Below are 12,159 nucleotides of genomic sequence, written 5' to 3'. Positions count from 1 at the left end.
CGCCGGGGTCACGACTCCAGGTCGGCCTGGGTCGTGCCGTCGTGCGAGAGCCAGTCCGTGAACGCGGACTTGCCCGAGCCCGTGTGCCGGGCGCTGCTGAGCCTGCCGTCCATGCCGAGGACGACGGCGACCGTACGGCCCTTGGCGTCCTGGGTCATGCCGGTCATGCCACGGTGCGGTATGCCTTCGTCCGCCCAGGGGCCGGGGCGGCCCGAACCGGCCGACAGCCGGACGAGGCCCTTGCCGTCCCGCGCGGCGAGCACCGTCGCGGTGCCCGCCTGGGCGAGCGCGACGCGGCCGTAGCCGCTGATCGAGGCGCACTCCGCGGAGACCTTCCAGCTGTCCGTCAGCCGGTCGGCGACGACTATGCGGGAGGTGTCCGGCTGGCGCATGGCCACGCGGATGCCACCGCCGGTCAGGGGGGCCAGGGTCAGCGGGCCGGTCGTGGCGGGCAGCCGCGTCGGGGCGGCCGGCTGCGGCGGCCCGTCCGGGCTCTGGGACATCCAGTGGTGGACGGTCTTGGTGTCGGCGGCGACGACGTGGATCCGCCCGGCGCCGTCGAGGACGGCGTCCAGGCCGTCCTCCAGCCTCGTCCGCGGCCCGGCCGGCGGCAGCGCGGTCCAGCCCGTCCAGCCGTTGCCGCCGGTGCCGCTGCGGAAGCTGATGCCGCCGTCGTAGTCGCGGACGAAGACGAAGACGGTGCCGTCCTTGCCCACGACCGCGACCGGGTAGCCCACCTCCATCGAGCGACGGGGGTCGTCCTCGGGGGAGTCGAGCGACTGCCAGGGGCCGAACGCCGGGGCGCCGCCGGGGCCCTTGCCGGTCTGGAGGGCGGTGACGACCTCGCGGCGGTGGGGCTTGTCGTTCACGGGGAGCACGGTGCGCACGGAGAACAGCTGGAGCGAGCCGTCCTGGTGCCGCACGACCTCTATCTGGCCCTCCAGCATGCTGCCGCCGACCGCGACGGGCGCGGACCAGATGCCGCTGCCCGCCTTGCGCTCGGTCCAGCACTGCGCGGCGCCGTCGAGGATCCCGAAGGCGGCGAGCCGGCCGTCGGGCAGCGGCTGCACCCAGCGCATGGTGCCGGGAGCGCGGTGGCGGCAATTGCTCGACCAGCCGTGGTATTTGGTGGCGGACAGATTGCCGACCTTACGGTCGCCGCAGCCCGCGGGGTCCCCGCAGTTCTTGCCGTGGTCGGCCCAGCCGTAGATGTCGAGGAAGGTGATCTTGCGGTCGGTGGTGGCCTTGTCGAGATTGCTGCGGAGCACGTCGACCTCGTAGCCGACGTAGCTCTCGACGGCGGTGGGCCGGGAGTGCTTGCGGCCCCAGTACTCCGCGAGGGCGGCCTGGGCGAAGAAGGCGGAGGTGGTGTGGTCCTGGTGGTCGTGGCTGTAGATGCCCTGAAGCACCGGCGGGGTGTTGCGGTAATCCGGCTGCTTCGCCAGGTGCGCGGGGTTCGGGTCGAGGGTGCGGACCACGGTCGGCTGATAGCGCTCGAAGACGGCGGCGAGCGTGTCGATCAGCTGCCGGCGCCCGTACTGGTAGGTGCGGGTGACCGGGCTCGCCGTCGGCGTGAGCGTGGTCAGCTTGGGCGTCGCCCCGAGCCACAGACCGCGCAGGCTGTCCTTGTGCGGGTAGCGCAGCGACCGCGCCTCGATCAGCTCCACGAAAATCATCTGGACATGGGGGGCCGCGCGCAGCGTCTGCAGCTCGACCTCGAAGCCGGGCACGAGACGCAGGGTCTCCACATCCCAGGGGCTGAGGGAGTTGCCGGTGGCCATCTGGGCCGTGGCCTCACGGAAGCCGTTGATCCGCGCGCGGACGAACTCCGGCCGCTTCATCGGCATGTGCTCATAGCCACGGGTCTTGGAGAGCGCGTTGCGGCCGTCGGACTCACCGCCGGTCAGGCACACGGTCACGGCGGGCGCGCCGCTGAGTATGGACTGCTCCAGCTCCGGGTTCATGAAGTAGAGCGAGTCGTCGGGGTGGGCGATCACATGGACGAACGACGCGGACGTCGACGTCTTCGCGGCACGCACCGGGGCGCCGCCGTCCGTGCCGGTCTTCTTGACCTCGGGAGCCAGCCACTGCCAGGCGCCCACGGCACCCGCTCCGACGACAAGGCCCCCGCCGGCGACCTGAAGCACTCGGCGACGCGGTATGTGCCCTGGCACAGGTATCCCCCTACTCTCCTGCGCCAAGAGCGCGTGGTGATCAAACAGTCGAACGCGATGGGGAGGGGAACTGACCACCCCCTGATCGAGAGTTCGATCCTATGACCCGCCACCTGCCGTTTCCCTGCTGTTTTGTAACAGCCGCCGCACGGCCCGATGTAGGTTCCCAGGCGGTTGGGCAACACGGCCCTCCGGATGCAAGGGCCCGGAGCCCCCGGCCCGGGGCGGGCCCTGACGGCCTCAGACCGTGCCGGACCGGTCGGCGTCGTGGGCGAGCAGGGCGATCTGGACCCGGTTGTTGAGACCGAGCTTCGTCAGGATGCGGGAGACATGGGTCTTGACCGTGGCCACGCTCATATACAGCGCGCCAGCGATCTCCGCGTTGGACTGCCCGCGCCCCACGGCGGCCGCCACCTCCCGCTCCCGCTCGTTCAGCAAAGCCAACTTGCCCCGCGCCTCACTGCTGTGAGTGTCCGCCTGCTCACCACCCGTTACTTTGGCGATCAGTTGGCGGGTCACGGTGGGGGAGAGCACCGGCACCCCCGACGCGACGCGGCGCACCGCCTCGACGATCTCCGCGGGCGGGGTGTCCTTGAGGACGAACCCGGCGGCGCCCGCCCGCAGGGCGCGCAACACCTGCTCGTCCGCGTTGAACGTGGTGAGCACGATGACCTCCGGCGCGTGCTCCCGGCCCCGCAGCAGCTCGGTGGCGGCCAGGCCGTCCATCGACGGCATGCGGATGTCCATCAGCACCACATCGGGCGAGAGCCGGTCGACGAGGCCGGCCACCTCGGTGCCGTCGGCCGCCTCGCCGACGATCTCTATGTCCGCCGGCCCGCCCAGCATGAACGACAGCCCGGCCCGGACGAGCGGGTCGTCGTCGACGAGCAGGACACGGATCGGCCGGGGCGGCGGTGCGGTGGTCATACCGGCCACGGTAGCCAGCCGTGGACCCGGAAGCCGCCGTCGGGTGCGGGCCCGTGCTCGAGCCGGCCGCCGGCGAGGGTGGCGCGCTCGGTGAGACCTATGAGCCCCTGCCCGGAACCGGGCACCGTCGAACCCTCGGCCGACCCGGGCGGATTGGTGACCACCACGGTGAGCCCCTCGTCCGGCGAGCCTCCGACGGCCACGCCCACCTCCGCGCCCGGGGCGTGCTTCCGGGCGTTGGTCAGGGCCTCCTGAACTATCCGGTAGACCGTACGGCCCGTGGCCGCGGGCACCCGCTGCGGATCGGCCACCTGCTGATCGAGACGGACGGCCATGCCCGCCTGCCGGGACTCCTCCAGCAACTCCTCCAGCGCCGCGAGGGTCGGCTGCGGCCGGTCGCCCTCCGGCCCGGACTCGGCGCCGGGCGCGCCCGCGGAGGCGGCGGCGCCCTCGGGAGCCCGCAGCACACCGATCACCTCCCGCAGATCCTGCAACGCCTGGTGCGCGCTGCTGCGGATCACCCCGGTGGCGCGCGCCAGCTCGGCGGGGGGCGCGTCCGGCCGGTATTCCAGGGCGCCCGCGTGCACGCACAACAGGGACAGCCGGTGCGCGAGCACATCGTGCATCTCCCGCGCGATGCTCTCCCGCGCGAGGCGCTGGGCCCGCTCGGCCCGCAGCTCGGCCTCGGCCTCCGCGCGCACGGCGCGCTCGCGCAGCGACAGCACCAGCTGCCGGCGGGACCGCACGAACATGCCCCAGCCGATCATGGTGAGGACCAGCAGCCCCCCGATCGCGGAGGCTCCCATGAACCCCAGCCCGGGATCCGGGCGGACGACGGCCTGGACCGGCTGGCTGATCAGCGCCAGCCCGCCCGCCACCGCCACCGGGCGGAACGGCCGGTGCACCGCCACGCTGAACACGGCCACCAGCAGCGCCCCCGCCGCGCACGGTGTCATGGCGCTCACCACCGACAGCGCAACGGCCAGCTCGGTGGGCCACCGCCGCCGCAGCCACAGCGCCGTGCAGGCCGCGGCCCCCACTATCTGATCGGCGAGGAGTGCCCCGTCCGACACCTGGGCGGCCGCCCGCGCGTCGTCCGCCACCAGCAGCCCGAAGAGAGCGGCGAAGGCGAGGCACACGATGTCGACGGCCCAGTCGCGCGCGGTCCGCCGCGCCCGCCCGCCGCCCGCCCGCGGCTCCATGACCGCGGACGGCAGCAGCCACGGATAGGCCGCGTCCGGCTGGATCATGTCTTGTGCTCGCTCGCCGTTCATGCGCACAAATCTACTGAGCGGCAGGTCCTCGCGGGGGTGCCGGACAGCGGCCCGCGACCTAAGTCGCACGACCGCATACTTTGGTCGGAACGGTCCCGGCGAACCCGCTACCTCCGGCCCTGGGCCGTCGACCTCCGGGCGATGTCCGGGCCGTCGGACGGCGGGAGGATCGTGGTCATGAAGAAATTGCTGGAGGGCGTCGGAGCCACTCTCCTCATCGCGGGCATCAGCACCATCGTCCATGAATGGACCGGCTGGCTCCGGCTCTGGGGCGTCGTGCGCTACATCGGATTCCTCAAGGGGTACGAGATATACGCGGGCATCGTGCTCGCTGTGCTGGGCGTGGCCGTGTTGATCGCCTCGGACTCGGTGAAGGGCGAGCCCGACAAGTGAGGCCGGGCGGGGCGGGGGGCAAGGAGCCCCCGGGCGGGCGTGACAGTGACGTGGCAGAGAAGTGACGTGGCAGAGAAAGGATGACGATGGCGGACATCTCCGGGCTCGTCGAGGCCCTCGGCCTCCGGGCGCATGTCGAGGGCGGCTGGTATCGCGAGACGTGGCGGACCACGGCCGAAGCCTTCCCCGACGGATACGGCGGCCCGAGGGCGTACGCGACGGGCATCTACTATCTGCTGCACCCCGGCGAGACATCGCGCTGGCACCGGGTGCGGTCGGACGAGCTCTGGCTGTGGCACACGGGGGGCCCGCTGCGGATCAGGCTGGGAGGGGAGGGGAAGACCCCGGGCGAGGACGGGACCGTCGAGGCCGTGCTGGGAGTCGCGGTCGACCGGGGCGAGCGGCCGCAGTTCCTGGTCCCCGGAGGCCACTGGCAGTCCGCGGAACCGGCAGGAGACGAACCGGTGCTGGTCTCGTGCGTGGTGGCCCCGGGCTTCGACTTCCAGGATTTCGAGGACTCCGAGAAGAGATAGACAGTCCGAGAAGAGATAGAGGAGAGGCAGGTGGTGGCGCGCGGAGCTCCGGCCGGCTGATGCCACCGAGCCGACTGATGCCACCGATACGACGCGACCGATGTGACTGATGCGACCGGTGGCTCGCGCACAGGTGATCGCATCGTACGTCCGCGCGACTCCGTCAAATCCCTTGCCACACCAGTCAGATGGCCGTCAAGACCGGTCGGCGGCGCGCGCCTCCTACGGTCTATGGTGGGCGACATGTCCGCCCCTGAACTGATCCGTATCGTCTCCCGCGACTCACCCATGGCCCTGGCACAGGTGGAGCGCGTCCGGGCCGAGCTGGCCGCGCTCCATCCCGGCATCCGTACCGACGTCGTCCCCGTCAGAACGACCGGCGACAAATGGATGGGTGACCTCTCGCAGGTGGAGGGGAAGGGGGCGTTCACCAAGGAGGTCGACGCCGCCCTCCTCGCCGGTGAGGCCGACCTCGCGGTGCACTGCGTCAAGGACATCCCCGCCGACCGGCCGCTCCCCGCGGGCACGATGTTCGCTGCCTTCCTCAAGCGCGACGACATCCGCGACGCGCTCGTCCACCCCGGCGGCCTCACCCTGGACGAGCTGCCCGCGGGCACCCGCGTCGGCACCTCCTCCGTGCGCCGTACCGCCCAACTCGCCGCCTCCCACCCGCACCTCGAGTGCGAACCGATGCGCGGCAACGCCAACAGGCGCCTGGAGAAGCTCGCCGCGGGCGACGCCGACGCCCTGCTGCTCGCCGTCTCCGGACTGGAGCGCATCGGCCGCGCCGATGTGATCAGCGAGATCCTGTCGGTCGACACGATGTGCCCGCCGGTCGGCGCGGGTGTCCTGGCGCTCCAGTGCCGCGAGGGTGATACCTCGGTCATCGACACCGTCAGCGGTCTCGGTGACCCCGCCACCTACCGCGAGGCCACCGCGGAGCGGATGTTCCTCCACGTCCTCCAGGGCCACTGCAACAGCCCCATCGCCGGGTACGCGCGGGCCGAACGCAGCGGTGATCTTTCGCTGCGGGCAAGGGTGTTCACCCCCGACGGCAAGACGGTCCTCAACGCCCACGAGTGGGCCGGGCCCCTCGACCCCGCCACACTCGGCACCTCGGTGGCGGTCGCCCTGCTGCGCCAGGGCGCGCGTGAGCTGATCGACAACATCGCGCACTGAAACCCTCGCTCGCCGCTCGCCGCTCGCCGCTCGCCGCTCGCGCGACCGCGGCTCGCTGTTCGTCACGCGCCGCGCGCCCCGGAGCCCGGTCCGCTCCGGGCAGCGGGACCCGGTCCGGCCGGGGCGCTCCGGGGTCCGTACGGTGTTGATCATGTTGAGAAGAGCCTCTCTTCCGAACCGGAAGACATCACGGCGGTCCTTCGTGGCGGCCGCGCTCCTGCTGGCCTTCGCCGCGCCCTCCGTGCCGGCCGCCGCGGCGGACGCGCCGGGCAGGTCCGCCGTCGAGACGCCCGCGCCGACGACGCGGCAGCCGCTGGGCACGAAGACCCTGCACCTGGTCGACACCTCGCGTACCGATCCCTGGAAGCCCGCCGCGGGCCACCGTGAACTCATGGTCTCGCTCTGGTATCCGGCCCTGCCGTCCCGGGAGACCCCGGCGCCGTACATGTCGCCCGCCCTGTCGAAGGCGATGCTGGGCAGCGAGGCGCTGGCCGGTGTCCGGACCCACGCGGTCGCCGGCGCGCGCCCCGCGCCGGTGGCCCGGCCGCTGGTCGTCCTCTCGCCCGGCTTCGGGATGAGCCGCCTGACCCTCACCGGGCTCGGCGAGGATCTGGCCTCCCGCGGTTACGCGGTCGCCGCGCTCGACCACACCTACGAGGCGCCGGTCGAGTTCCCCGGCGGTCGCGTCGAACCCTGCCTGATCTGCCAGAAGATGGACCCGGCCGCCGTCGTCCGCAACCGCGCCCAGGACATCCGGTTCCTGCTCGACCGGCTCACCGGCCCCCGCAGCGAGCTGCGCGTCGACCGGCACCGGATCGCCGTCGCGGGGCACTCCATCGGCGGCGCGAGTGCGGTCCAGGTCATGCGCGACGACCCGCGCGTGGACGCCGCGGTCAACCTCGACGGTGACTTCTTCACCGAGCCGCCCGCCAAGGGCCTGAACCGGCCCGTCCTCCTCATGGGCGCGCACCGGGCCCAGGCCACCAGGGGGGACTGGGAGCGCAACTGGAGCCACCTGACGGGCTGGAAGCGCTGGCTCGACGTGCCCGACGGCGGCCACATGACCTTCACCGACGTCCCCTGGATCGTGGAGCGCTTCGGCATGCCCGCACAGATCCCGCCGAAGGACGTACCCGGCTCGTTCGGCACCCTCCACGCCGCCCGCGCGACCGCGCTCACCAGGGACTATGTGGCCGCCTTCCTCGACCGCCGGCTGCGCGGCAGGCCGAGCCCGCTGCTCGACCGGCCGTCGGCGGCGTATCCGGAGGTCAACCTTCTCAAGTAGCGCCCCCGCTCCGACCGTCAGGGGGTGTAGCTGGTGCCACCCCCACAACGGATACCAGTGGGATCGATCGCGGCCCTCCCGCGCGCGAGCATTCGAGGCGTAGGAAAAACGCCTCAGGAGGATCGATGTTCGAGTTCAGGAAGTCGCGGTTGACCCGCTCCGTCGTGACGGGTGCGATGGCGACGGCGATAGCCGCCGCGGTGCTTCCGGCGGCCACCGCGGCAGCGAGGACCCCCGGGCCGCCGCCCGTACCGGAGCGCTACACCGCGCAGCAGCTCGCGTGGCAGCCCTGCGGTTCGGGCGGCTCGCTGGAGTGCGCGCAGATGAAGGTGCCCCGCGACTGGTACCACCCCGGCACGGGTGAGGACCTCACCATCGCGGTGTCCCGGCAGCGGGCGAGCGACGCGGCGAAGCGACGCGGCGTGCTGATGATGGCCGCGGGCGGCCCGGGCGGGCAGGGGCTGCTGCGCCCGGCGAGCCTGGTGAAGAACTCGCCTTCCCTCGGCGCGGCCTACGACGTGGTGAGCTTCGACCAGCGCGGTGTCGGGCAGAGCTCGCGGGTGCGGTGCGAGACCGACGCCGAGTTCCAGAGCTACTTCGACGGCGACTCCCGGGACCGCTCGCCCGCCGCCGCGCAGCGCGAACTGGACAACGCCCGCAAGTTCGTGGACAGCTGCCGCGCACGCAGCGGCGACCTGATGAACTACATCACCACCGACCAGACCGTCCACGACATGGACCTCTACCGCACGCTGCTCGGCGAGAAGAAGGTCTCCTACTACGGACCGTCCTACGCCACGGTGATCGGCGCCTACTACGCGACCGCGTTCCCGCAGCGCCTCGACCGCGTCGTGCTGGACAGCAACATCGACGCCGCCGCCACCTGGGCCGAGCACGAGGAGGGGCAGCCGCTGAGCTTCCAGCGCCGCTTCGAGCAGGACTTCCTGCCGTGGCTCGCGAAGTACGACGACACCTATCACTTCGGGCGCACCGCCGCCGAGGCCGGGGCGAAGTACGAGAAGCTGCGCGGCGCGCTGCGCGACCACCCGCTGCCGATCGCCGGCGGGAAGGCCGTCATCGACCCCAACCGGCTCGACAGCGTCGTCATCTCGGCGATCTACAAGGGGAGCAACTTCCCCGCCCTGGCGCAGTCGCTCGCCGTCCTCGACCACTGGGACCAGGCGACCGCCGATGAGCGGGCGATGATCGACAAGGGGTTCGGACAGTCCGCGAGCGCGGACTTCTTCGCCGAGTTCTTCTCGGTGACGTGCAGCGACACCCCCTGGAACCGCGACACGAGCCACTGGGTGAAGAGCGCGGCCAAGGACGCCGCGAAGTACCCGCTCGCCGGGGCCCGGGCACTCACCTACACCGCTGTCTGCGCGAACTGGCCCGAGTCCAAGGCGCCGCAGACCAAGATCACTGGCAAGGGCCTGCCGCCCATCCTGATGCTCAACGGCCGCCACGACCCGGCGACCCACTACGAGGGCGCGCAGCGAGCGCACCGCGCGTACCGGGGTTCACGCCTGGTCACGGTCGACGGCGGTGACCACGGGCAGTACCAGGACGGGAGCGCGTGCGTCGACTCCGTCGTGGACGACTACCTCCTCAAGGGGAACCTCCCGGCGCGCGACATCACGTGCGAGGGTGCGGCGTTGCCGGTGCCGGCGGGGCGGGGGTAGGCCGGGTTCGTGGCTGGAGTTGGCGGTCGAGTGCGGGTGGTGTCGTCCGCAACACGGCTTCGCCATGTTGTCCTCAATCGCCGGACGGGCTGAATATCCCGCCCGTTGGGGGCACCTCTGGGGGCACCCCCGGACGGAGTCTGGGGGAGGTAGCTGGGGGAGTTTGAGGACGCGACCGCAGACCGCTTCCGCCGCAGGCGGCAACGAAACCCGCGGCCGGGGGCCTGGGCGCGCGTGCCCCCCACGCGGCGGAGCCACACATCAGACGCAGCCGGGAAGGGGCGGGGAAGGGGAACAAACCCGCCCTCTCACACCCGCCGCTCCAGCACATACCCGCACAATTCCACGAGCTCCTCCCGCGCCCCCTCCACCAGCCGCACCGACTCAAGGCAGTCGTACGCCCCGGCCACCTGCCGCCGGGCCTCCTCCATCGTGAACTCCCGCCCGCCCGCCGCTTCCACGATCGCGGAAGCCGCGGCCGCGTCCGCCGTGGACAGCGGCTCCGGCGAGCCGAGAAGCCCGGCGAGCCGCTCGGCCGCCGTGCTGTCCAGAGCCGCCGCGGCCAGCACGGGCAGCGTCTTCTTCCGGCGGCGCAGATCGCTGTGGACGGGCTTGCCCGTGGTCCGCGGGTCGCCCCAGATCCCGAGCAGGTCGTCGACCGCCTGGAACGCCAGCCCCAGCCGCCGTCCCGCCTCCGACAACGCCCCCACCACCGGCGGCGCGGCACCCGCGAGCACCGGGCCCAGCGCCATCGCGCACCCGAGCAGGGCCCCGGTCTTGCGGTCCGCCATCGCCCGGTACTCGGCTATGCCGACCGCCCCCGGCCCCGTCCACGGCCGGGACTCGAAGAGCAGGTCGTCGGCCTGGCCGTGGACGAGATCGCCCAGGGCCTCGGCGAGCCGGCCCACGGCCGCGGCTCCGTGTGAGCCACCGGCCCTGGCCAGCGTCTGCACCCCGAGGGCGAAGAGCGCGTCGCCGGTCAGCACCGCCGCGCCTGTGCCGAACGCCTTCCACACCGTGTCCCGGTGCCGCCGCCGCTCGTCGCCGTCCATGATGTCGTCGTGCACCAGCGAGAAGGTGTGGATCAACTCCACGGCGACGGCGGCGGCCACGCCCTGCTCCGCGGGCGCCCCGGCCGCTTCGGTGGCGAGGACGGCGAGTGCCTGCCGCACCCCCTTGCCGCCGGGGCCCGCGCTCGGCGTTCCGTCGGCGTCGCACCAGCCGAGCGAGAACGACGCCATCCGGCGCGGCTGGGGGTGCAGGCTCTCGACGGCCGCCCTGAGGGCGGGTTCGACGGATGCCCGGCAGCGCGCGAGGGCCTGGGGCGCGGTGGTCCGTGGTCCGGCGTGCGTGGTCATGGCGGCTTCTCTCTCCTGTGGTGGACCTGTTGGCGCGTGCGGGTGGGCGCGTGCGGACCGCGGCGTCAGCTGGTGGGCAGGACGCCCAGTTCGGCCCGCGCCTTCTCGACCATGTCCCGCGCGTGCAGCAGGCCGATCGCACCGAGCGTGCGGTGGAGTTCGTCGAGGTCGGCGGAGGTCTCCGCGGCGTCGCGGCCCAGCCGGGCCCGGGCCTTGACCCACCCCAGCCGGGCGAGTGCCGCGCCGCGCGGCTCGTCCATGGCCCGGAACTCCTCCAGGGCACCGCTGTAGCAGACCTCGGCCTCCGCGTACCGCCCCGCGCGGAAGAGGACGTTGCCGCGCATCTTGTGGTTGTACGCCAGCGCGCTGACCAGCCGCATCTGCCGGCAGGTGGCCTCCGCCTCGGACAGCAGCGCCAGGGCCCGCGCGGTCTCGCCCCGCACGGACAGCACGTCCGCGATGCCCCGCAGGGCCCAGGCGCGGCCGCGGGCGTCGTCGGCTCCGCCGGCTATCGCGGCCGCTTCCTCGAACATCGCCAGGGCGGTGTCGTACGAACCGGTGTTGCGGTGCATCTGCGCGATGCCCTCCAGCGCCCACACCGTGTGCCGGGCCTCGCCGCGCCGTCTGGCCTCGGCGAGCAGCTTCTCGTGCAGTTCGCCGACGGCCTGGTAGTCGCCCTGTATCCGCCCCGTCTCGGCGAGGCCGGCGAGGGAGTAGCCGCGGGCCACGATGTCCCCGCCCTGCTCGGCGAGTTCGGCGGCCAGGGAGAGCCACCGCCAGGCCAGGGCGAGCGCGCCGCGCTGCCGGGCGAGGGTTCCGCCGCTCCACACCGCCCAGGCCATCGCCCCGCGGTCCCCGGCCCGCCGCGCCGCGCGGTAGCTGGCCTTCCACGCGGCCTCCGCCTCCGCGACGCGGCCCAGCCGCCGGTACGCCTCGGCGACGGCGAGCCCGGCGTGCGCCGACTCCAGTGCCTCGTCGCCGAGTTCGGCCTCCCGGCGTCTGGTCAGGGCCGTCTCCAGGACCTCCTCCAGCGAGGCGTTCACCGAGAGATCACCCAGCGAGCCCCGGTATTCGGGTGCGAATGCCTTGCCGTACATGGTGTGCCTCACTTCGGGTCGATCGACGGCGGGTCAGCCGCTGATCAAGAAGCTATGGCGGGGGAGGGCGGCCCGGCATCCGACCAGGAGCCCGTGTGCCGTACATCCGAAGACCGGTGGCCGGGCGCCGGGTCATACGCGAGATGTACGAATGCCCCTGAGGGCTCTCGGGGTTACCCGGAGCCGCCCGGTGTGGGATTCCCGTGATTGTCAAGGCCCGTAAGCACGATTTTCCGGACAGCCGGACGGGGGTGGTG

General features: G+C 72.6%; 10 protein-coding genes. 5 read left to right on the top strand and 5 right to left on the bottom strand.

Going from position 1 to position 12,159, the window contains the following annotated elements; all coding sequences use genetic code 11:
- Positions 1 to 8 precede the first annotated feature (8 nt).
- The 3 genes from ACZ4A5_RS07520 to ACZ4A5_RS07510 all read right to left on the bottom strand — a co-directional run bounded on the left by ACZ4A5_RS07520 (position 9) and on the right by ACZ4A5_RS07510 (position 4,375).
- Positions 9 to 2,102: a PIG-L family deacetylase gene (locus tag ACZ4A5_RS07520; RefSeq protein WP_467579429.1), complete on the bottom strand. Its 2,094-nt coding sequence runs from the start codon at positions 2,100 to 2,102 to the stop codon at positions 9 to 11.
- 312 nt (positions 2,103 to 2,414) lie between these two features.
- Positions 2,415 to 3,101: a response regulator gene (locus tag ACZ4A5_RS07515; RefSeq protein ID WP_467579426.1), complete on the bottom strand. Its 687-nt coding sequence runs from the start codon at positions 3,099 to 3,101 to the stop codon at positions 2,415 to 2,417.
- Complete coding sequence (locus tag ACZ4A5_RS07510) at positions 3,098 to 4,375, bottom strand: sensor histidine kinase (RefSeq protein ID WP_467579423.1); 1,278 nt, start codon at positions 4,373 to 4,375, stop codon at positions 3,098 to 3,100. The genes ACZ4A5_RS07515 and ACZ4A5_RS07510 overlap by 4 nt, the downstream gene beginning before the upstream one ends.
- Positions 4,376 to 4,552: 177 nt before the next feature.
- On the opposite strand from ACZ4A5_RS07510, the gene ACZ4A5_RS07505 reads away from it, so the two are divergent.
- From ACZ4A5_RS07505 to ACZ4A5_RS07485, 5 genes are all read left to right on the top strand, one after another.
- Positions 4,553 to 4,768 (top strand): hypothetical protein, encoded by a 216-nt coding sequence (locus ACZ4A5_RS07505; protein WP_467579420.1) that lies wholly within the window; start codon positions 4,553 to 4,555, stop codon positions 4,766 to 4,768.
- An 86-nt stretch (positions 4,769 to 4,854) separates the two neighbouring features.
- Complete coding sequence (locus ACZ4A5_RS07500) at positions 4,855 to 5,301, top strand: cupin domain-containing protein (protein ID WP_467579417.1); 447 nt, start codon at positions 4,855 to 4,857, stop codon at positions 5,299 to 5,301.
- A gap of 243 nt (positions 5,302 to 5,544) precedes the next feature.
- Positions 5,545 to 6,480: a hydroxymethylbilane synthase gene (gene hemC, locus ACZ4A5_RS07495; RefSeq protein WP_467579414.1), complete on the top strand. Its 936-nt coding sequence runs from the start codon at positions 5,545 to 5,547 to the stop codon at positions 6,478 to 6,480.
- Between the two features lie 151 nt (positions 6,481 to 6,631).
- The gene (locus tag ACZ4A5_RS07490; protein WP_467579411.1) at positions 6,632 to 7,765 is read left to right on the top strand and encodes an alpha/beta hydrolase family protein; all 1,134 of its coding nucleotides are present in this window, start codon (positions 6,632 to 6,634) and stop codon (positions 7,763 to 7,765) included.
- A gap of 125 nt (positions 7,766 to 7,890) precedes the next feature.
- The gene (locus ACZ4A5_RS07485) at positions 7,891 to 9,447 is read left to right on the top strand and encodes an alpha/beta hydrolase (RefSeq protein WP_467579408.1); all 1,557 of its coding nucleotides are present in this window, start codon (positions 7,891 to 7,893) and stop codon (positions 9,445 to 9,447) included.
- A 308-nt stretch (positions 9,448 to 9,755) separates the two neighbouring features.
- Here ACZ4A5_RS07485 and ACZ4A5_RS07480 read toward each other — a convergent pair whose 3' ends face one another.
- Positions 9,756 to 10,805 carry a polyprenyl synthetase family protein gene (locus tag ACZ4A5_RS07480; protein WP_467579406.1) on the bottom strand — a complete coding sequence of 350 codons (1,050 nt, stop codon included), beginning with the start codon at positions 10,803 to 10,805 and terminating at the stop codon, positions 9,756 to 9,758.
- Positions 10,806 to 10,870: 65 nt separating this feature from the next.
- Positions 10,871 to 11,902, bottom strand: a complete 1,032-nt coding sequence (locus tag ACZ4A5_RS07475) for a tetratricopeptide repeat protein (RefSeq protein ID WP_467579734.1) — start codon at positions 11,900 to 11,902, stop codon at positions 10,871 to 10,873.
- Between the last annotated feature and the right edge of the window lie 257 nt (positions 11,903 to 12,159).

The sequence above is a fragment of the Streptomyces sp. NPDC025618 genome (assembly GCF_055558795.1).
The sequence above is the reverse complement of the archived record's forward strand: the minus strand, read 5'-3'. Positions and strand labels throughout refer to the sequence as shown.

Excerpts from the sequence above, each read along its gene's own strand:
- ACZ4A5_RS07515 (WP_467579426.1), bottom strand. The coding sequence starts at position 3,101 with ATGACCACCGCACCGCCGCCCCGGCCGATCCGTGTCCTGCTCGTCGAC.
- ACZ4A5_RS07510 (WP_467579423.1), bottom strand. The coding sequence starts at position 4,375 with ATGAACGGCGAGCGAGCACAAGACATGATCCAGCCGGACGCGGCCTAT.
- ACZ4A5_RS07505 (WP_467579420.1), top strand. The coding sequence starts at position 4,553 with ATGAAGAAATTGCTGGAGGGCGTCGGAGCCACTCTCCTCATCGCGGGC.
- ACZ4A5_RS07500 (WP_467579417.1), top strand. The coding sequence starts at position 4,855 with ATGGCGGACATCTCCGGGCTCGTCGAGGCCCTCGGCCTCCGGGCGCAT.
- hemC (WP_467579414.1), top strand. The coding sequence starts at position 5,545 with ATGTCCGCCCCTGAACTGATCCGTATCGTCTCCCGCGACTCACCCATG.
- ACZ4A5_RS07490 (WP_467579411.1), top strand. The coding sequence starts at position 6,632 with ATGTTGAGAAGAGCCTCTCTTCCGAACCGGAAGACATCACGGCGGTCC.
- ACZ4A5_RS07485 (WP_467579408.1), top strand. The coding sequence starts at position 7,891 with ATGTTCGAGTTCAGGAAGTCGCGGTTGACCCGCTCCGTCGTGACGGGT.
- ACZ4A5_RS07480 (WP_467579406.1), bottom strand. The coding sequence starts at position 10,805 with ATGACCACGCACGCCGGACCACGGACCACCGCGCCCCAGGCCCTCGCG.
- ACZ4A5_RS07475 (WP_467579734.1), bottom strand. The coding sequence starts at position 11,902 with ATGTACGGCAAGGCATTCGCACCCGAATACCGGGGCTCGCTGGGTGAT.